This window comes from Mycobacterium sp. B14F4, assembly GCF_039871645.1.
Taxonomy (GTDB): domain Bacteria; phylum Actinomycetota; class Actinomycetes; order Mycobacteriales; family Mycobacteriaceae; genus Mycobacterium.
Map to the genome: position 1 here is coordinate 984,648 of NZ_JBDPMF010000001.1, position 18,876 is coordinate 1,003,523.

The window sequence follows — 18,876 nt, forward strand, 5'->3', positions numbered from 1 at the left end:
GGCGCCGCACCCCACACCATCGCGGGGTGGGAAACTGGACGTCGTGTTGATCACCGGCTTCCCGGCCGGCATGTTGGCGTGCAATTGCTACGTGCTGGCCCCCCGGCCCGGCGCCGACGCCGTCATCGTCGACCCGGGACAGCGGGCGATGGCTCCGCTGCGCCGGATCCTCGACGAGAACCACCTGACCCCGGCGGCGGTGCTGCTCACCCACGGGCACATCGACCACATCTGGTCGGCGCAGAAGGTGGCCGACATGTACGGCTGCCCGGCCTTCATCCACCCCGAGGACCGGTTCATGCTCACCGACCCGATCAAGGACTTCGGGCAGGGAGTCTTCGCCGGCCTGGGCCGCCTCGCGTTCGGGGCCTTGTTCCGCGAACCCAAGCAGGTCGTCGAGCTGGACCGCGACGGCGACAAGATCGAGTTGGGCGGCATCACCTTGACCGTCGACCACACGCCCGGCCACACCCGCGGGTCGGTGGTGTTCCGGGTCGATGCGGCCATCGGGGCGGGGCCCGGCTCGGTGGCGTTCACGGGCGATACCCTGTTCCGGCAGTCCGTGGGCCGCACCGATCTGCCCGGCGGCAGCGGACGCGACCTGCTCGGCTCGATCCTGACAAAACTGTTGGTGCTCGACGACGACACCGTGGTACTACCGGGGCACGGCCCCAAGTCCACGATCGGATTCGAGCGCCGGCACAACCCGTTCCTCGAAGGCTTGACCTAGTGAGTGAGTTTCAGGCGCCCAAGGGCGTCCCGGACTATCTGCCGCCCGACTCGGCGCAGTTCGTCGGCGTGCGCGACGGCCTGCTCGACACCGCCCGCCGGGCGGGATACGGCGACATCGAACTGCCGATCTTCGAGGACACCGCGTTGTTCGCGCGCGGTGTCGGCGAGTCGACCGACGTCGTGTCGAAGGAGATGTACACCTTCGCCGACCGCGGCGACCGGTCGGTGACGCTGCGCCCGGAGGGCACGGCCGGCGTGATGCGCGCGGTCATCGAGCACGGCCTGGACCGCGGGCCGCTTCCGGTGAAGCTGTGCTACGCCGGGCCGTTCTTCCGCTACGAGCGTCCGCAGGCCGGCCGCTACCGCCAGCTGCAGCAGGTGGGTGTCGAGGCCATCGGGGTCGACGACCCCGCGCTGGACGCCGAGGTGATCGCGGTGGCCGACGCGGGCTTCCGCTCGCTCGGCCTCGACGGGTTCCGGCTGGAGATCACCTCGCTGGGTGACGACAGCTGTCGGCCGCAGTATCGAGAGTTGTTGCAGGACTTTTTGTTCAAGCTCGACCTCGACGAGGAGACCCGCCGGCGCGCCGAGATCAACCCGCTGCGGGTGCTCGACGACAAGCGTCCAGCCATACGTGAAATGACCGCTCATGCACCTGTGATATTGGATCACCTCTCCGATGTCGCCAAGCAGCACTTCGACACCGTGCTGGCGCACCTGGACGCCCTCGACGTGCCCTACGTCATCAACCCGCGCATGGTGCGTGGTCTGGACTACTACACCAAGACCACGTTCGAGTTCGTGCACGACGGCCTGGGCGCCCAGTCCGGCATCGGCGGCGGCGGACGCTACGACGGCCTGATGCACCAGCTCGGCGGAAAAGACTTGTCGGGCATCGGCTTCGGGCTCGGAGTTGACCGCACGGTGCTGGCGCTGAAGGCCGAGGGCAAGGAGGTCGGCGGCACCGCGCGGGTCGACGTGTTCGGAGTTCCGCTAGGGGAGCAGGCGAAGCTGACGCTGTCGGTGCTGAGCGCCCGCTTGCGCGCCGCCGGTGTGCGTGTCGACCTGGCTTACGGCGATCGCGGCATCAAGGGCGCGATGCGTGCGGCGGATCGGTCGGGTGCCGCGCTCGCACTGGTGGCCGGCGACCGCGATATCGAGGCGGGCACCGTCGGCGTGAAGAACCTCGCGACCGGTGAGCAGACCGACGTCCCCGTCGGCGCGGTGCTGGCCGAAGTCCTCACCCGCCTCAACCGCGGCTAGTTCCCCTTTTTCCGCTTGAGCGTGCGTGTTCGCACATGACACGCCGCGAAATTACTGCAGGACCTGCACGTTCGCGCCCGGTCGAGCGGCGCTCGCGGACAACGCGGTTCGGCTCTTCGGCCAAAGGAGCCCGAGGTCGTGGACACGTGACGGTCAGGCGCCGCCTGCGACGTCGGTCAGCAGTTCGTCGACCCTGCCTATCCCGCCGTCGAACGGATTGCCCCGCTTGAGCACCTTCGTGCCGTCCGGTGTGATCGCCACGAGTTTTGGTGAGCTGGAACCGATTTGGAACCGCCGGGCGAACCGCACGTGATCCAGTTGCACCAGTGCGCCGCCGCCGTGACTGAACAGGTTGAGCTTGCGGTCGAGCACGGCGACCGACCGGCAGGCGTGCAACGGCTGCCTCCGACGCTGACGGAACTTGCGCACCATGGCGAACAGCAGCACCGCAAGCGCGACACCGGCAGCGAGGAATACGGCGCCGACCGACCGCGATGGCGTACCCGCGACGAGCGTGACGACGCCGAACCCTCCGACGACGAACGTGAGCACCCCGATCACGAACGCGGTCACCGCGAGCCCGCCCGTGCGCCGGTCGATGACGTTGACCCGCCGACCGTCGTCGGTGACGACGAGTCCGCCCGCGTCGACCAGTACCCGGGGCTCAGGAGGTGCGTTCACGCCATGCAGCGTGCCATCTCACCCGCGGCGAGCGTGCGCGAACTGTCGAAGAGTTGCCGCGTGTCGTGTGCGAACACGCACACTCGCGCAGATGAGGCGCGCCGATGGGGGGAGTCAGATGGCCATGGCGGCGCGGACGTCGGCTTCGGATGCCGAGCCGCCGGCGCCGCTGGAGGTCATCCGGCCGGACTCCAGAATGTAGTACTGCTGCGACGACTCCAGCGCGAAGCCGATGTGCTGTTCGACAAGCAGCACGCCGAGGTCACCGCGCCTGGTGAGGTCGGTGATCGCGGCCTCGATCTCGGCGACCACCGACGGCTGGATGCCCTCGGTCGGCTCGTCGAGGATGAGACATTTCGGGGTGGTGATCAGCGCGCGGGCGATCGCCAGCTGCTGGCGCTGGCCGCCCGACAACAGCCCCGCGCGCCGGGTCAAGAGCTCCTTCAACGCGGGAAACAGGTCGAGCTGTTCGTCGATCAGCTGCCTGCCGTTCCTGCGCCCGTCGGCGACGACCTGAAGGTTCTCCATCGTCGTCAACTGCCCGAACGACTGCTGGCCCTGCGGAACGTAGGCCAACCCGCGCGCCACGCGCGCGCTCGGCCGCAGTCGGGTGATGTCGTCGCCGTCGAAGATCACCTTGCCCGCACTGCACTTGAGCAGCCCGACCGCGGCGCGCAGCAGCGTGGTCTTTCCCGCGCCGTTGTGGCCCATCACCGCGGCCACCCCGTCGGACGGCACCTCCACACTGACTCCGTGGATCACCTCCGACCTGCCATAACCGCAGCGCACGTCGACAAGCTGGAGCATCAGGGGTTCTCCTCGATGAGTTGGTCCGCCAAGGCCGAAGCGCCCGCTGCGGCCGTGCCGAGGTACACCTCCTGCACCTTCGGGTTGGCCTGCACTTCGGCGACCGATCCCTCGGCGATGACCTGGCCGCGGGCGAGCACGGTGACCGAGGTGGCGAACGCGCGCATGAAGTCCATATCGTGCTCGACGACGACGACGGTCCGCTGACCACCGATGCGCCGCAACAGGTTTCCGGTCTCTTCGCGTTCCTCGTGGCTCATACCGGCGACCGGTTCGTCGAGCAGCAGGACGTCGGCGTTCTGCACGAGCAGCATGCCGATCTCCAGCCACTGCTTCTGACCGTGCGCCAGCACACCGGCGGGTTTGTCCGCCAGGTCGGCGAGCCCGATCGTCTCCAGTGCCTCCTCGATCGCGGGCAGCACACCGTTGCGCCGGCGCAGCAGGGTCCACACCGACCGGCCCGCGCCCGCGGCGATGTCGAGGTTCTGCAGCACGGTCAGTTGCTCGAAGACGCTGGCCGTTTGAAAGGTGCGGCCCACGCCCAGTCGGGCGATCTGATGCACCTTCTTGCCGAGCAGTTCGACGCCGGACTTGTTGACCGATCCCGTCGTGCTCACCAGGCCGGTGATCGCGTCGATGACCGTGGTCTTACCCGCACCGTTGGGACCGATGAGGAACCGCAGATCACCCTGGAAGAGGGTCAGATCGACGTCGCTGACCGCCTTGAAGCCGTCGAAATCGACGGTGAGGCCGCGCACCTCGAGGTACTCGGAGCCCATGCCGACGATGCCGCCCGCCACCGGCTGCGCTTCGGTGGTCATGTGGAGGCGCCCACCTTCTCGGTGTCGGGATCGGTCTCGGTCACGGGATTCGGATCGGGCCGGTCTTTCGGCTCCCGGGCGCGGCGGTTGAGCAGCACGCCCAGCCCGGCCAGGCCGGCGGGGAAGAAGCCGACGACGACGATGAACAACAGGCCCTGGGCGTAGGTCCATTCGGACGGAAAACGTTCGGAGAACAGGGTTTGCGCCCACGCGACACCGATCGCGCCGAGCACCGGGCCAAGCAGCGTGGTGCGCCCGCCGATCGCCACCCCGATCAGGAACGCGATGGACGGCAGGATGCCGACCTGTGACGGTGCGATGAACCCGACGATCGGCGCGAACAGTGCGCCCGCGATGCTGGCGGACAACGCGGCGGCGGTGTACGCGACAACCTTGACGTTGGCCGGGTCGTAGCCCAGGAAGCGCACGCGCTCCTCGCCGTCACGCACCGCCACCAGCAGCTCGCCGTACCGGCTCTGCATGAGCTGCCGTACCACGGCTACGACGAGAAGCAGCACGCCGGCGGCGATGAAGTACAGCATCCGCCGGTTGGCCGGATCGTTCAGGGTGAACCCGAAGAACGTGCGAAACCTGTTGAGGCCGTTGCTGCCTCCCAGACCGGTCTGGCCGACCAGCAGGATCGCCAGCGCCGCGGCCAATGCCTGCGACAGGATCGCGAAGTAGGCCCCCTTGACTCGGCGCTTGAACACGCCCAGGCCCAGCGCGGCGGCGATGCCAACGGGCAGCACGACGATCGCCAGCAGCGTGAAGGTGGGGGAGGCGAACGGGGCCCAGTAGGCCGGCAGTTCGCGTACGCCGGCGATCTGCATGAAGTCCGGCACGTCGTCGCCGCGCAGTTGCGCATCGGCGATCTTGAGGTGCATGCCCATCATGTAGCCGCCGAGGCCGAAGAACACCCCCTGGCCCAGCACCAGCATGCCGCCACGGCCCCACGCCAGCCCGATGCCCACCGCGACGATCGCGAAACACAGGAACTTGCCCAGCAGGCTGAGCCGGAAATCGGACAGCACCAACGGTGCGACACCGAACAGCACCACCGCGGCGACGCCGAACCCCGCCCACGTCTGCCATCGGCCCAGGATGGTTCTCACACCAGACTCCTTGTCCGGACGGTGAACAGCCCCTGCGGGCGGACCTGCAGGAAGATCACGATGATCACGAAGACGATCACCTTCGCCAGCGACGCGGTGGTGTTGTACTCGATGAACGAGTTGAGGAAGCCCAGCGCGAACGCTGCGATGACCGTGCCCTTGATCTGGCCGAGGCCTCCGACCACGACCACCAGGAACGCGTCGATCAGATAACTCTGGCCGATGGTCGGGCTCGTCGAGCCGATCAACGTCAGCGCCACCCCGGCGACCGCGGCCAGCCCGGAACCGATGAAAAACGTTGTCACGTCGGTCTTGCGCGACGAGATGCCGCTGGTCTCGGCGAGGTCGCGGTTGGCCACCACGGCCCGGATGCGCCGGCCCATCGGGCTGGCCTTCAGCGCTGCGGCCAGCGCCGCGACGCAGGCGACGGCCAGCACCAGGATGAAGATGCGCGTCTTGGGCACCACCGCCCCGAGGATCTCCACACCGCCGGACAACCAGGCCGGTGCCACCACGTTCACCGCCGGCGCGCCGAAGATGTCGCGGGCCACCTGCTGCAGTACCAGCCCGACCCCGAACGTCACCAACAGCGTGTCGAGCGGCCTGTCGTACATGCGCTGGATCAGTGTCGTCTCCAGCAGCGCGCCCATCGCACCGCCGACCACGAAGCCGAGCACCAGCGAGATCAGCAGTGACGCACCGGCACTGGACACGATCTGCTGCACCACGTAGGCGGTGTAGCAGCCTGCCATGATGAACTCGCCGTGCGCCATGTTGATGACGCCCATCTGGCCGAACGTCAACGACAACCCCAGAGCGGCCAGCAACAGGATCGAGCCGAGGCTCAATCCCGTTGCCAGCTGCCCGATCAGGACATCCATCCCCGAATCAGCTGGAGAGGCCCGCGGCCCACGGGTAGGACTTCAGGTAGGGATCCGGCTCGATCGGCCCGGGCGACTCCCAGATCGTGTAGATCAGGCCGTCGGGCCGGATCTCACCGATGCGGGCCGTCTTGGTGATGTGGTGGTTCTCGCCGTCGACGGTCACCAGACCCTCCGGAGCGTCGAACGTCACGCCGCCGGCGGCGTCCTGAATCGCCTTGACGTCGAAGGACTGTGCCTTCTCGACGGTGTTCTTCCACAGGAACACCGAAACGTAGGCCGCCTCCATCGGATCCGACGTCGGCTTGTCGGCGCCGAACTTGTCCTTATAGGCCTTGACGAACGCCTTGTTGACCGGAGTGTCGACCGTCTCGTAGTAATTCCACGCGGTGAGCTGGCCGGTGACGTTCTGCACGCCGATGCCGCCGACCTCCTCCTCGGCGATCGACACCGACACCACCGGCATCGCCTCCGGCGTCAGGCCCACGTTCTTGTATTCACGGAAGAACGCCACGTTCGAGTCACCGTTGAGCGTGTTGAACACGGCGTCGGCGTCGGCGGTGCGGACCTTGTTGACGATCGTCGAGAAATCCGTCGAGCCCAGCGGGGTGTAGTCCTCGCCCTTGATCTCGATGCCGTTGGCGCCGGCGTACGCCTTGATGATCCGGTTGGCGGTCTGCGGGAAGACGTAGTCGCTACCCACCAGGTACAGCGACGTGATTCCGCGGCCCTTGAGGTAGTCGAGCGCGGGCACGATCTGCTGGTTGGTGGTCGCACCGGTGTAGAAGATGTTCTTCGACGACTCCAGCCCCTCGTACTGCACCGGGTAGTACAGCAGCGAGTTGGCGCTCTCGAACACCGGCAGCATGGCCTTGCGCGAGGACGACGTCCAGCCGCCGAACACCGCAGCGACACAGTCGCTGGAGATCAGCTTCTCGGCCTTCTCCGCGAACACCGTGGGCTCCGACGCGCCGTCCTCGCCGACGAGCTGGAGCTGCTTGCCCATCACGCCACCCGCGGCGTTGATCTGCTCGACGGCCAGGTCGATGGCGTGGCGAACCGTCACCTCCGAGATTGCCATGGTGCCCGACAGCGAGTTCAGCGCGCCGACCTTGACCGTCGGACCGGAGGTGTCGACGCACGATTGGGCGTTTGCCGAGTCCGACTCGGTCGCCTTGCTTCCGCAGCCGGCCAGCACCAGGCTTGCCGCGGCGACGATGCTTCCCGCAGCGAGAGCCGACCGTTTCACCGACGAGCGTCGTGGTAGTCGCATGACAGCCTTTCCCTATATATCCGCAGCGCACAGCCCCCGACCGAAGTCGAGTCGAGTGCGAGAGTCGCGACACCCCAGAGGTGTCGAATCGGGACGTTAGAGCGGCGGTGTTTCTGCGAAATGTCTGTGTGTGACGAACTGGTTAACCTGTCGCTGCCCTGTGGTTGGTTTGCCGTTCGTCCGTCGCGGGGTGCCGTCCTGCCGCTGGTGTAACGATCCGGTACGGTGCGGCGATGTGACGGACATGCGAACAGCGACAACCAGAGTCGGGGCTGCGTTCATGCTGGCAGCAGCGTCGATTGTGATCGGTGCCGGGACGGCGACCGCTCAGCCCGCAGGCCATGTCGTCCGCTACACGCTGGTTTCGGCCGGTGCTGCGGACTACACCCTCAACTACCTCACGGCTCAGCCTCCGAGCAAGGAGGCGTACAACGCCGACGCGTACGCCTTCCTCAAGAAGGAAGAACTGGTCCTGCAGCCGGGTGTGCCGTGGGTCTTCGAGACGACGCTCGAGGACCCGCAGTGGGCGATCCTCACCGCGAGCACCGGCGTGCATGCCATGCAGGGCTCGCCGAACCCCCACTGTGAGATCGCGATCGACGGTCAGGTGGCGGTCCAGCAAGACGGTCCCTACACCGTGCAGTGCCAGCTCGGCCAGTGGTGATCCGCGGCGCCTAGACCGACCGTCAGCCGGCGGCACGCACCGAACGTACGAATGCCGCGAGCGCGGCCCCGATCTCGTCCGGGCTGTCCTCCTGGATGAAATGTGTTCCCGCGACGGTGACTTCGGTCTGGTTCGGCCAGGTTCGAACGAAGTCGCGGACACGGCCCCGGGTGATCGCACCCGGGTCGGCGTTGACGAACAGCTTCGGCACCTCCGACTGAGCGAGCCACGCCCCGTAGTCCTCGACGATGGCCACGACGTCGGCCGGTTCGCCCTCGATCGGGATGTTGCGCGGCCAGGACAGTGTCGGGCGGCGGTCCTCGCCGGGATTCCGGAACGGCGCTCGATAGTGATCCATCTCCTCGTCGGTCAGCTTGCGCTGAATCGCGCCGGGCAGCACGGCTTCGACGAACATGTTCTGCTCGAGCACCATGGCTTCGCCTTCGGGGGAGCGGAAACCCTGGAACACCCCGCTCACGGGTTCCGGGAAATCCGACCACTCGATCGGCATCGCGATGGCTTCCATGTAGGCGATGCCGGCGACCCGGTCGCGGTGCTGGTTGGCCCAATCGAAGCCCAGCGCCGATCCCCAGTCGTGCAGGACGAGGATGACGCGGTCGCCGAGGTCCAGTGAATCCCACAGCGCGAACAGGTACTCGCGCTGCTCGGCGTAGTGGTAACGGTCCGGTCCGGAATCGTCGAGCTTGTCCGAACCGCCCATGCCGATCAGGTCGCACGCCACCAGTCGGCCGAGGTCGCGCACATGCGGCATCACGTTGCGCCACAGATACGACGAGGTCGGGTTGCCGTGCTGAAAGACGATCGCGTCACCCGAGCCCTCGTCGACGTAGGCCATCCGCTTACCGTTGATCTCGGTATAACGAAGCTCTCCGAAAGGCCGATCGGTCACGACATCCTCCTCAATCGTGTTGTTCTGCAGCGAGTTTTGCCGCAGTCTCGCGCGCAGCACGAAGAATCCGGTCCGACAGATCGCGGTCCACGACCGCTCGGGACAGCGATAATCCGCCCACGCAGAGCGCCATCAGCGCGATCGCGTCGTCGAGGCGGTCGGCGGATTCGTCACCGTCGCAGATAGCGGCCAGCGACGCGCGTAACTCGCGCTCGTAGCCTGCCCGGAACGGTTCGGGTGCGTGTGCGGTCTCGGAGCCCACTGCTGCGAACGCGCAACCGGTCGCCAGGTCGTCGCGGTGGGCGCGCGTGAGATACCGCTTGGCGAGGCTCGTCAGCCGGGCGCCCCAGGACTCGCCCCGAGACGGCTTGATCCACTGCGCGCGGCCGGTCGTGATCGCCCGCGCGAACGCTGCACACGCCAGTTCGTCCTTATTCGTGAAGTGCGAGTAGAACGCCCCGTGGGTGAGGCCGGCCTCGCGCATCACCGGCACGATCGCCGCGCCGTCGAGGCCTTCCTCGCGGATCCGGCGGGCCGCCGCGTCCAGGATCCGGTCGAGCGACTGCTGCTTGGCCCTGGCCCGCGGGCCGGACGCATTTCGCATGATGTGCATCATGCCACATGTGGTCAGGCGGGTGCGCTCGCCCCGGTGAGCCCGCTCAGGACGGCAGGCAGCGGCTCACGGTGCAGCACTCCCAGCCGCTGGGTGGCACGGGTGAGAGCGACGTACAGGTCCGCCGCGCCGCGCGGCCCGTCGGCGAGGATCCGCTCCGGCTCCACGACCAGGACCGCGTCGAACTCCAGCCCCTTCGTTTCGGCGGGCGGCACGGCACCGGGCACGTCCGCGGGCCCGATCAGGACGCTGGTGCCCTCGCGACCCGCCTCTTTGCGCACGAATTCATCGATGGCACAGGGTATCTCGTCCGCAGCGACCCGCCGTGACCACGGCGGCACGCCGCACGCGCGGACCGACTCCGGTGGCTGCACCCCGGGCGCGAACTCGGCGAGCAGGGCCGCGGCCACGGTCATGATCTCGGCCGGTGTGCGGTAGTTCACCGACAGCGGCCGGTAGAGCCATCGACCGGGCACGTAGGGCGCCAACATCGACTCCCAGGACGTCGCCCCCGCCGCGGACCGGCGTTGGGCGAGGTCACCCACCACCGTGAAGGACTTGCTCGGACACCGCCGCATCAACACCCGCCAGTCCATCTCGGACAGTTCCTGGGCCTCGTCGACCACGACGTGGCGATAGGTCCAGTTCCGGTCGGCGGCCGCACGTTCCGCCAGATCCCGGGTGTCGCGTTCGGCGAAACGGTCGGCGAGGTCCTCGGCGTAGAGAAGGTCGCTGGCGAGCAGATGGTCCTCGTCGTCCATCAGGTCCTCACGGGCGACCATGAGGTCGAGGACCCCGGCGGCGTAAGCCTCTTCGGCCCGTCGTTGCTTCGCCTCCGCCTGATCGGTCGGCCCGTCGTGGCCCAGCAGGTCGACCAGTTCGTCGAGCAGCGGCACGTCCGACACCGTCCACGCGTCGCCGTCGGCGCGCCACAGCGCCTGCCCGGCGCCGGCGGCAGCCAGTCGCTCGGGGGACGAGAACAGCGACGCCAGCAGCGATTGCGGCGTCAGGATCGGCCACAGCGCGTCGAGTGCCGCGGCGAACTGATCGTGGTCGGCGAGCTCGTCGACCAGGTCGGATCGCAGGCTTTCCCAGGCGTCGCGATCCCGGCGGGTCAACCAGCCCTTGCCGATCCGGGCGATCGCGCGTTCGGTGAGCACGTAGGTGACGATCTCGCGGAATGCCGCGCGGGCCTCGTTGTGGGGCTTACCGCTGTCCCGCGCCTCCTGCCTGGCCCACTGCGCGGTCTCGGCGTCGATGCGGACCGTGACGTCCGAGAGCTCGATGAGAAGCGGTTCCTCAGGCAGCCGCTGGCGGTCGGCGACCGCCGCGGCGAGCACGTCGAGCATCTTCAGCGAACCCTTGAGCCGGGCGGCCGCCGGCTCGTCCTGCGCCGTGACGCGCTGACCCGGCATCAGGTCGCCGGTGGTCATGAACACGACGTTGGTCTCGCCGAGTGACGGCAGCACCCGCGAGATGTGGTCGAGGAACGTCGGATTGGGCCCCACCACGAGAACTCCGTGCCGCTCGATCCGCTCGCGCTGGGTGTAGAGCAGATACGCGACGCGGTGTAGCGCCACCACGGTCTTGCCGGTGCCGGGTCCGCCCTCGATCACCAGCACGCCCGAATGGTCCAGCCGGATGATCTCGTCCTGCTCGGCCTGGATGGTTGCGACGATGTCGCGCATCCCCTCACCGCGCGGCGCGTTGACCGCTGCCAGCAGTGCGGCATCGCCACGAGCGTCTTCGCCGGGCCTGCCAAGGTCCTCGTCGGTGAAGTCGAGCACCCGGCGCCCGAGCGGATGGAACTGACGGCGACGGCGCATGCCCTCCGGATGCGCGGCGGTGGCGGTGTAGAACGCGCGCGCCGCCGGTGCGCGCCAGTCGAGCAGCAGCGGTTCGTAGTCGTCACACTCGTCGAACAGCCCGATCCGACCGATGTAGGACCGGTCGCCCGTGACGCTGTCGAGTCGGCCGAAACACAGCCCGTGGTCGGCCACGTTCAGCCGGTTCATCTGCTTGGCCAGGGCATGGACTTCGGCGTCGCGATCGACGAGCGACTCGCCGTCACCGCGCAGGACGGCGCGGTACCGGTCCTTCACCCGCGCACGCTCGGCGTCGAGGCGCGCGTAAAGCGCTGCGACGTAATGCTGTTCGGCCTGCAGCTCGGCTGCGTGATCATGACCTGGCACGCGCGTCCCGGCTCCTTTCGTCGATACCGAACCCGTCGATTTCGGCTCCGGCCAGCGATTTTGACTCATCACCCCGGCCTTGCCGCAAGCCCCTACCTGCGCTGTAGATTGGAGTGGGACGACGAACCGGCCTCCTCCCGTTTGCCGCAGGTCCTTGACATTGCCTCGAACATGCGTTCGAATGATTCGTATGCGGTGGGAAGGACAGGGCGTCGGAGTTGACGACGGAGCCCTGCCCGGCCTGCAGCGGATCGGCTTTGTCCGCACCGTGCGCACGCCGCAGTTCGAGGGCGTCACCTTCCACGAAGTGCTCTGCAAGTCGGCGCTGAACAAGGTGCCGAGCGCCTCGATGCTCCCGTTCAAGTACACGGTCAACGGTTACCGCGGATGCTCGCACGCCTGTCGGTACTGCTTCGCGCGCCCCACCCACGAATACCTCGACTTCGACTGCGGCACGGACTTCGACAGCCAAGTGGTCGTCAAGACCAACGTCGCCGACGTGCTGCGCCGGGAACTGGGCCGGCCGTCGTGGCTGCACGAGACCGTCGCGCTGGGCACCAACACCGACCCGTATCAACGCGCCGAAGGCCGCTACGCCTTGATGCCCGGCATCATCGGCGCCCTCGCCGACTCGGGTACGCCGTTCTCGATCCTGACGAAGGGCACGCTGCTGCGCCGCGATCTGCCGCTGCTCATCGAGGCGGCGCGGCACGTCGACATCAGCGTGGCGGTGTCGCTGGCCGTCGGGGACCCCGACCTGCACCGCGACGTCGAACCGGGAACACCCTCGCCACAGGCTCGACTCGGCCTGATCTCCGCGATCCGCGACGCCGGACTCGACTGCCACGTCATGGTGGCGCCGATACTGCCGCACCTGACGGATTCGGCGGAGCATCTCGACTCCCTGCTCGGCCAGATCGCGGCCGCGGGCGCCACCGGTGTCACCGTATTCGGGCTGCACCTGCGCGGCTCGACGCGCGGATGGTTCATGGGCTGGCTGGCGCGCTCACACCCCGAGCTCGTGGCGGTGTACCGGGATCTGTACCGGCGTGGGGCCTACCTGCCGCAGGACTACCGAAAGATGTTGCACGACAGAGCTGCACCTCTGGTCGCTCGGCATGGACTGGCGCCGGACCGCCGCTCGTTCCGGGCGGCCGATGTTCCGGCAGCAGCGCCCGCACGGGAGTTGCAGCCGACGTTGTTCTGATTCGCGGCCCGCCGCGGTGTCCTGATTCGCGGCCCGCCGCGGTGTCCTAGCCCTTGTTGCGTTTGACCTGATTGAACGGCACGCCACGGTCGGCGGCCGGTTCGCGCGGGAAGCCCAGCACCCGCTCGCCGATGATGTTGCGCGCGATCTCGGTGGTGCCGCCGCCCAGCGCAGCAGTCTGCCGCGACAGGTACCGCTCGCCGTATCGGATGAGGTCGTCGCCGACGTCGACGACGCCGCCGCTCGCCGCGATCGACAAGACGGTGTCGAACTCCAGGTGGTGGACTTCGGCGTGCGTGATGCGGATGATCGAACCCGCCGCCGGGGGCAGCGAGCCGTCGAGGACGCCGTGATAGACGTGGTCGACCAGTTGCTCCTGCACCGCCCGGTGCGCCAGCGCCCGGCCCGCCATCTGCTGGAGGCGCTCGTTGTCGGGCTGGCCCACCTTGTCCAGCAGCTCGACGTAGTTGATCGGCACGTCGGACTTGCCTTCGGCGCCAATGCCGCTGGCGAACTCCGAGCCGCCACCGACGGCCCGCCGCTCGTGGTACAGCTGGCGCGACGCGACGTGCCAGCCCTCGTTGACCTCCCCGACCACGGCGTCGTCGCCGAGTTCGAGATTGTCGAAGAACTCCTCACAGAACTCGACCGAACCGTTGACCTGCTTGATGCGCCGCAACGTGATGCCCGGGCTGTCGATCGGCACCAGGAACATCGTCAGGCCCTCGTGCTTGGGCACGTCCCAATTGGTGCGCGCCAGCATCAGCCCGTAGTCGGCCGCGAATGCGCTTGTGCTCCAGGTCTTGGCGCCGTTGATCACCCATTTGTCGCCCCTGCGGTCCGCGCGGGTGATGACACCGGCGAGGTCCGACCCGCCGCTCGGCTCCGACAGCAGCTGCACCAGCACCTCTTCGCCGCGCAGTGCGGCCGAGATGTGTTGACGTTTCTGTTGTTCACTGCCGGTGTCGAGGATGGTCGCGGCGCAGATCGTGAACGTCGGTGTGTTGAGGATGATCGGCAATTCGTAGCTGCGCGACACAGTGTCGAACGCCTTCTGGTAGGCGATCGGCAGCCCCAGACCGCCGTACTCCTTCGGGAAGCAAATCCCGGCGAACCCGCCGTCGTAGAGCTTCTTCTGCAGCTCGCGCGCGCGCAGCCACGGCTCCTCTTCGCCGCGGTCGTGTTCCGGCGGGTTGTTCGGATCGATCGGCGGCATGTTCTCGGCCAGCCACGCTTTCGCGCGGGCGGCGAAGTCCGCGACGGACTCGTCGGTCGTCGACGGTGCCGATGTCGTCTCGGTCATCAGGCTGGCTCCAACTCCTTGTTGAGCGCGTAGACGCGAAGATTGTGATCCTCGGGCGTGCCGAACATCGAGCGGTTCAACGTGACTCGCCGCAGGAAGAGGTGTAGATCGTGTTCCCACGTCACGCCGATGCCGCCGTGCAGCTGAACGCACTGCTGCACCATGCCCGGCGCATATTCGCCCACATAGGATTTCGCCACGCTGACCGCGAGTTCGGCGCCGGGGGAGCGACTGGCCACTTCGGCCACCGCGGCGGTGGTCGTCGCGCGGCACGCCTCCAACCAGATCTTCAGATCGGCGTATTTGTGCTTGAGCGCCTGGTACGAGCCCAGCGGGCGGCCGAACGAATGCCGGTCGAAGCCCCATTGGATGGTGAAGTCCAGCACCGTGTCGAGGATGCCGACGACCTCGGCGCACTGGAGGATCGCGGCGATCTGGCTCTGCCGGGCGATCAGCGCTTCGGTCTGCCCGGCCGAGCCGACCGCGGCGGTGCCGTCGATCTCGACGCCGTCGAACCGCACCCGGGCGAAGGTCTTGACCATGTCGATCGAACTCTGCCGCTCCACCTGCACGCCGGGCGCGTCGGCGGTAACCAGGAACTGGCGCACCGCACCCTCGGATTGCGCTGTGACAAGGAATATTCCGCTGTCGGCGCCGGCCTCGACGCGGTCCTTGACCCCGTCGACCCGAAATCCGCCACCGGTCGGCGTCGCGGTGACCGAGGGCCTCAGCGGTGCCCACGGCTGACCCGGTTCGTAGACGGCCCAGGACGCCACCAGTTCGCCGGCGATCAGCGCCTCGATGGTGTCGCCGTGGTTGTCCGGGGCCTCGACGAGGCCGGCAAGCACGGTGCTGACGGGATGCAGCGGACCGGGAGCGACGGTCCTGCCCGCGATCCCTGCCACCAGGGCCAGATCCCGCACGCCGTCGCCCAACACGCTGCCGCCGCCGAGATCCTCGGGCACCAGCAGGCTGGTCCAGCCCAGTTCGGTGGCGCGACGCCACCAGCCGGCGTCGAAAGAGGTTCCCGCATCGTGCATCTCGCGGATGCGGCCCAGTGGTGTCTCCTTCTCGAGGAAGGATTGCGTCGTCGAGGCGAAAAGCAGTACCTCGGGGTTCTCAGCGCTGTCGGTCACTGGCGCCAGCTCGCTTTCGTGGTGATGCGAATGTGCGTGCCGACGGATCGACACGCACGTTCACGACGTGAGCCCTCAGATCAGGCGGGGATGACGAGCGCGGGTACGTCGGGGTTGTGGACGATCTCGTTGGGCACCTTGAACAGCTCGACCATGTTGCCGCCCATCACCTTTCGCTGACCCTCCTCGTCGAGGCCCTGCAGGTCGTCGATGAGGTGCGTCGGCTCGGCCAGGCCTTCGGGATGCGGCCAGTCCGATCCGAAGATCACCCGGTCGACGCCGAGGATATCGGCCATCTGCTTGAAGTCGTCCTCCCAGAACGGCGCAACGTACACGCCACGCTTGAACGCCTCGATGGGATTCTCCGGGAACTCCTGCGGCATCTTCTTGTACACACCCTCGAACTGCTTGAACAGATAAGGCACCCAGTCCGCGCCGTTCTCGATCGACAGGATGCGCAGATCGGGATTGCGGGTTAGCGCGCCGTGGCACACCAACGCGGCCATCGAGTCCTCGATGGGGCGTTTGCCCATCGAGACCATGCGGAACGCGGTCGGCTTGAACGGCAGATACTCGTCGGCGGGCTCCCAGTCGTTGAGGTACTCGGCGTAACCGGAGTCCGAGGCGTGCATCGACACCGGGATGCCCGCCTTGACGCACGCATCCCAGAACGGGTCGAACTCCGGCAGCCCGAAGGACCGCGTACCGCGCAGACCGGGCACCGGGGCCGGACGCACGAGCACCGTCTTGGCGCCGCGTTCCAGGCACCACTCGAGTTCCTCGAGTGCGCGGTCGACGATGCCGAGGTTGATGACCGGCGTGGAGAAGATGCGGTCCTGGTAGTTGAACTGCCAGGTCTCGTACATCCACTCGTTGAGCGCGTGGATGACGTCGAGGATGAGCTCGGGATCGTCCTTCATCCGCTCCTCGACCAGGCTGGCCAGCGTCGGGAACATCAGCGAGTAGTCCAGGCCCAGTCCGTCCATCACCTCGAGCCGAGCGGCGGGCTCGCGGAAGGCCGGGATCGCCTTCATCGGCTTGCCCATCACCTCGCGGAAGCTCTTGCCGCCGCTGCCGTGCTTGAAGTACTCCTCCTGCGCGCCGGGCCGCGCGACGACCTCGAACGTCGGGTTGGGGATGTAGTCACTGACCTGGTTGCGCACCATGATCTTGGTGCGGCCGCGGACCTCGATGTAGTCGATGACGTTCTTGCGGCGGTCGGGAAGGAACTTGGTCAGCGCTTCCTTCGGCTCGTAGAAGTGGTTGTCGGCGTCGAACACCGGATAGGGAAGCTTGCGCGTCATAGTCGCCTCCTGGAAGTCTTGTTGTGCCGTGGTGGTAATGACATTACCACTTCTGGACCAGCGAAAACAGCAGCCACCGAGAAGCTCGTTCTCCACGGGGTGCAGCGCAGGTCAGACGCGGTGCAGGCCGTCAGCGGGCGAGCAGGCCGCTGACGCAGAAGTCGTAGATGTGGTCGGCGGCGACCGGGGCGCCGTTGAGTTCGGCGCCCAGCACCTGCAGCCGCATCGCGCCCAGGGCGGACTGCATGATCAGCGCGGCGGTGGCCTCGACGTCGAGGTCGGTCCGGAAGGCGCCCTCGGTCACGCCGCGGTTGATGATGTCCTTGATCAAGTCGTGCACGGGGGAGAGGACGCGTGCGTACTCGCGTGGCAGCGCCTCGGCGAGGCGATCGTTGTAATAGGTCAGACCGCGGTTGACCTTGTCCTGCGTGGTCGTCTCGGCCGGCGTGCAGATCCGGTCGATGAGCACCCGCAACGCTTCGGCGGCGGGCAGGTCGGCGGTGTCCTCGCGCCACCGCCGCGTCGACTCGGACATGATCTTGTCGATCAGCGCGAGAAGCAGCTCGTCCTTTGTCGAGAAGTGTTGGTAGAAGGACCGTAGCGAGGTCTTGGACCGCTCGACCACCTCGAGAACGGTGAAGTCGGTGCGCCCGGTCTCGCCGAGGATCGCCAGCGCCGATTTCATGAAGCGCTTGGGTCGTGACTCGGGATCGGCGCCGACAGTGCTCGCCGTACGTCCGCTCGGCTTCGCCATCGTCGTCACCTTCCGGCATCGGGACCCGCTGGTAATGACGTTACCGCTTTTGCAGAAGCTCGGTTACTGTTGCGTTCCATGACGACAGACTCAGCGCAGATGCCGTGGACCGTGCAAGGGCTGCTCGACCTGTTCGACGTGCAGCCGGCCGGCGAGAACCTCTTCACCGCCGATACCGGCCCCGCAGGCGAGGACGCGCGGCAGGTGGTGGAGGGCACCCAGGTGCTGGCCCAGGCGATCGTCGCAGCGGCCAAGCGATTCGGAGGCAAGTCGGTGCGCTCGGTGTATGCGGTGTTTGCGCGCGCGGTGATGGTCAGTGCCGGACCGGTCGAACTGGAGGTCGACGTCGTCAGCGAAGGCCGTTCCACCGCAACGGCAGTTGTGGCGGCGAAGCAGAACGGCAAGCGGTGCATCACCGTCACAGTGCTGGCCGACGTGCCGACCGCCGACGTCATCCGCCATGCGCTGCCCCGTCCCGACGTCGCGGCCCCCGCCGATGCCAACGTCTCCGCGATGCCCATGACCGGCAGGCAGTTGCGGCTGGTGGACGTGGTCGACGTCAACAGCCCCGACGAGGTCGGGCCCCCGGAGCTGTACGCCTGGCTGCACTACGACCCCATTCCGACGCGAGACGACCTCGCCAAGGCGCTGATCGCGTACTTCACCGGCCACCTCGGTATTTCGACGACGATGCGTGCGCACGAAGGGATCGGCACGGCGCAGTCGCACCTCACGGTGTCGACCGCGCCGATGACCGTCTCGGTCAGCTTCCATGAGCCGTTCACGTGGGACGGGTGGCTGCTCTACAGCCACGAGAGCACGCAGGTGGGCGCCGGCATGTCCTACGTGCGCGGCACAGTCCACACCGAGTCCGGTGAGCTGATCGCGTCGTTCACCCAGGACGCGCTGATCCGTCCGCTGCGCACCACTGACACCGCGATCAAGGAACAGTCGCGCCTCTAGACTTTTCCCCGCCGAAACTGAAGTTGTGCAGGCGAATTGACGGGCAGATTCATACGGTCACTGCAATATCGCCGTTTGGAGGTTGCAATGCCGTCTGGATACCCCGTCCCATTGGCGGTGCGGAGACAGTTCTTCGACCTGGTGTGTGCCGGCACTCCGGTGCTCGAGGCCGAGCGACAGGTAGGTGTGTCGCGCAACGTCGGTTCAGCCTGGTGGCGCAAAGCTGGGGCGATGGAACTGCGAAAAGGTGCACGTGCAAC

General features: G+C 67.4%; 18 protein-coding genes. 5 read left to right on the forward strand and 13 right to left on the reverse strand.

Features of this window, described 5'->3' with window-relative positions:
* Nucleotides 1–43: 43 nt before the first annotated feature.
* Both ABGB19_RS04970 and hisS read left to right on the forward strand, forming a co-directional pair.
* Nucleotides 44–730, forward strand: coding sequence for an MBL fold metallo-hydrolase (locus ABGB19_RS04970; protein WP_347684593.1), 687 nt, complete (start codon nucleotides 44–46; stop codon nucleotides 728–730).
* Entirely contained in the window at nucleotides 730–1,995 is a 1,266-nt protein-coding gene (hisS, locus tag ABGB19_RS04975) for a histidine--tRNA ligase (protein ID WP_347684595.1), read from the forward strand. Before ABGB19_RS04970 ends, hisS begins: the two co-directional genes overlap by 1 nt.
* Before the next feature lie 153 nt (nucleotides 1,996–2,148).
* Here the strand turns inward: hisS and ABGB19_RS04980 are convergent, their stop codons facing one another.
* From ABGB19_RS04980 to urtA, 6 genes are all read right to left on the reverse strand, one after another.
* Nucleotides 2,149–2,676 (reverse strand): hypothetical protein, encoded by a 528-nt coding sequence (locus ABGB19_RS04980; protein ID WP_347684597.1) that lies wholly within the window; start codon nucleotides 2,674–2,676, stop codon nucleotides 2,149–2,151.
* A gap of 114 nt (nucleotides 2,677–2,790) precedes the next feature.
* Complete coding sequence (urtE, locus tag ABGB19_RS04985; protein ID WP_347684599.1) at nucleotides 2,791–3,483, reverse strand: urea ABC transporter ATP-binding subunit UrtE; 693 nt, start codon at nucleotides 3,481–3,483, stop codon at nucleotides 2,791–2,793.
* Nucleotides 3,483–4,304 (reverse strand): urea ABC transporter ATP-binding protein UrtD, encoded by an 822-nt coding sequence (gene urtD / locus ABGB19_RS04990; protein WP_347684601.1) that lies wholly within the window; start codon nucleotides 4,302–4,304, stop codon nucleotides 3,483–3,485. Before urtD ends, urtE begins: the two co-directional genes overlap by 1 nt.
* Nucleotides 4,301–5,416 carry an urea ABC transporter permease subunit UrtC gene (gene urtC, locus ABGB19_RS04995; RefSeq protein ID WP_347684603.1) on the reverse strand — a complete coding sequence of 372 codons (1,116 nt, stop codon included), beginning with the start codon at nucleotides 5,414–5,416 and terminating at the stop codon, nucleotides 4,301–4,303. The genes urtD and urtC overlap by 4 nt, the downstream gene beginning before the upstream one ends.
* A complete protein-coding gene (gene urtB, locus ABGB19_RS05000; RefSeq protein WP_347684605.1) occupies nucleotides 5,413–6,297 on the reverse strand; it encodes an urea ABC transporter permease subunit UrtB in 885 nt (294 codons plus the stop codon). The genes urtC and urtB overlap by 4 nt, the downstream gene beginning before the upstream one ends.
* 7 nt (nucleotides 6,298–6,304) lie before the next feature.
* On the reverse strand, nucleotides 6,305–7,570 hold the full coding sequence (gene urtA, locus ABGB19_RS05005) for an urea ABC transporter substrate-binding protein (RefSeq protein ID WP_347684607.1): 1,266 nt from the start codon (nucleotides 7,568–7,570) through the stop codon (nucleotides 6,305–6,307).
* Between the two features lie 244 nt (nucleotides 7,571–7,814).
* Between urtA and ABGB19_RS05010 the strand changes: the two genes are divergently transcribed.
* Nucleotides 7,815–8,234: a hypothetical protein gene (locus tag ABGB19_RS05010; RefSeq protein ID WP_347684609.1), complete on the forward strand. Its 420-nt coding sequence runs from the start codon at nucleotides 7,815–7,817 to the stop codon at nucleotides 8,232–8,234.
* 22 nt (nucleotides 8,235–8,256) lie between these two features.
* On the opposite strand, the gene ABGB19_RS05015 is transcribed toward ABGB19_RS05010, so the two are convergent.
* From ABGB19_RS05015 to helR, 3 genes are read right to left on the reverse strand one after another with little or no spacing between them, the layout of a single operon-like run.
* Nucleotides 8,257–9,144: a haloalkane dehalogenase gene (locus ABGB19_RS05015; protein ID WP_347684611.1), complete on the reverse strand. Its 888-nt coding sequence runs from the start codon at nucleotides 9,142–9,144 to the stop codon at nucleotides 8,257–8,259.
* Nucleotides 9,145–9,154: 10 nt separating this feature from the next.
* On the reverse strand, nucleotides 9,155–9,748 hold the full coding sequence (locus ABGB19_RS05020) for a TetR/AcrR family transcriptional regulator (protein WP_347684613.1): 594 nt from the start codon (nucleotides 9,746–9,748) through the stop codon (nucleotides 9,155–9,157).
* Between the two features lie 23 nt (nucleotides 9,749–9,771).
* A complete protein-coding gene (helR, locus tag ABGB19_RS05025) occupies nucleotides 9,772–11,949 on the reverse strand; it encodes an RNA polymerase recycling motor ATPase HelR (RefSeq protein WP_347684615.1) in 2,178 nt (725 codons plus the stop codon).
* Between the two features lie 190 nt (nucleotides 11,950–12,139).
* Here helR and ABGB19_RS05030 point away from each other — a divergent pair, with 190 nt between their 5' ends.
* Entirely contained in the window at nucleotides 12,140–13,156 is a 1,017-nt protein-coding gene (locus tag ABGB19_RS05030) for an Rv2578c family radical SAM protein (RefSeq protein WP_347684617.1), read from the forward strand.
* Nucleotides 13,157–13,202: 46 nt separating this feature from the next.
* Here the strand turns inward: ABGB19_RS05030 and ABGB19_RS05035 are convergent, their stop codons facing one another.
* The 4 genes from ABGB19_RS05035 to ABGB19_RS05050 all read right to left on the reverse strand — a co-directional run bounded on the left by ABGB19_RS05035 (nucleotide 13,203) and on the right by ABGB19_RS05050 (nucleotide 17,653).
* A complete protein-coding gene (locus ABGB19_RS05035; RefSeq protein WP_347684618.1) occupies nucleotides 13,203–14,459 on the reverse strand; it encodes an acyl-CoA dehydrogenase family protein in 1,257 nt (418 codons plus the stop codon).
* Nucleotides 14,459–15,595, reverse strand: a complete 1,137-nt coding sequence (locus tag ABGB19_RS05040) for an acyl-CoA dehydrogenase family protein (protein WP_347684620.1) — start codon at nucleotides 15,593–15,595, stop codon at nucleotides 14,459–14,461. Before ABGB19_RS05040 ends, ABGB19_RS05035 begins: the two co-directional genes overlap by 1 nt.
* A gap of 80 nt (nucleotides 15,596–15,675) precedes the next feature.
* Nucleotides 15,676–16,899 carry an amidohydrolase family protein gene (locus ABGB19_RS05045; protein ID WP_347684622.1) on the reverse strand — a complete coding sequence of 408 codons (1,224 nt, stop codon included), beginning with the start codon at nucleotides 16,897–16,899 and terminating at the stop codon, nucleotides 15,676–15,678.
* Nucleotides 16,900–17,029: 130 nt separating this feature from the next.
* Nucleotides 17,030–17,653: a TetR/AcrR family transcriptional regulator gene (locus tag ABGB19_RS05050; protein ID WP_347684624.1), complete on the reverse strand. Its 624-nt coding sequence runs from the start codon at nucleotides 17,651–17,653 to the stop codon at nucleotides 17,030–17,032.
* A 78-nt stretch (nucleotides 17,654–17,731) separates the two neighbouring features.
* Here ABGB19_RS05050 and ABGB19_RS05055 point away from each other — a divergent pair, with 78 nt between their 5' ends.
* Nucleotides 17,732–18,616 carry an acyl-CoA thioesterase domain-containing protein gene (locus ABGB19_RS05055; protein ID WP_347684626.1) on the forward strand — a complete coding sequence of 295 codons (885 nt, stop codon included), beginning with the start codon at nucleotides 17,732–17,734 and terminating at the stop codon, nucleotides 18,614–18,616.
* Nucleotides 18,617–18,876: the final 260 nt, after the last annotated feature.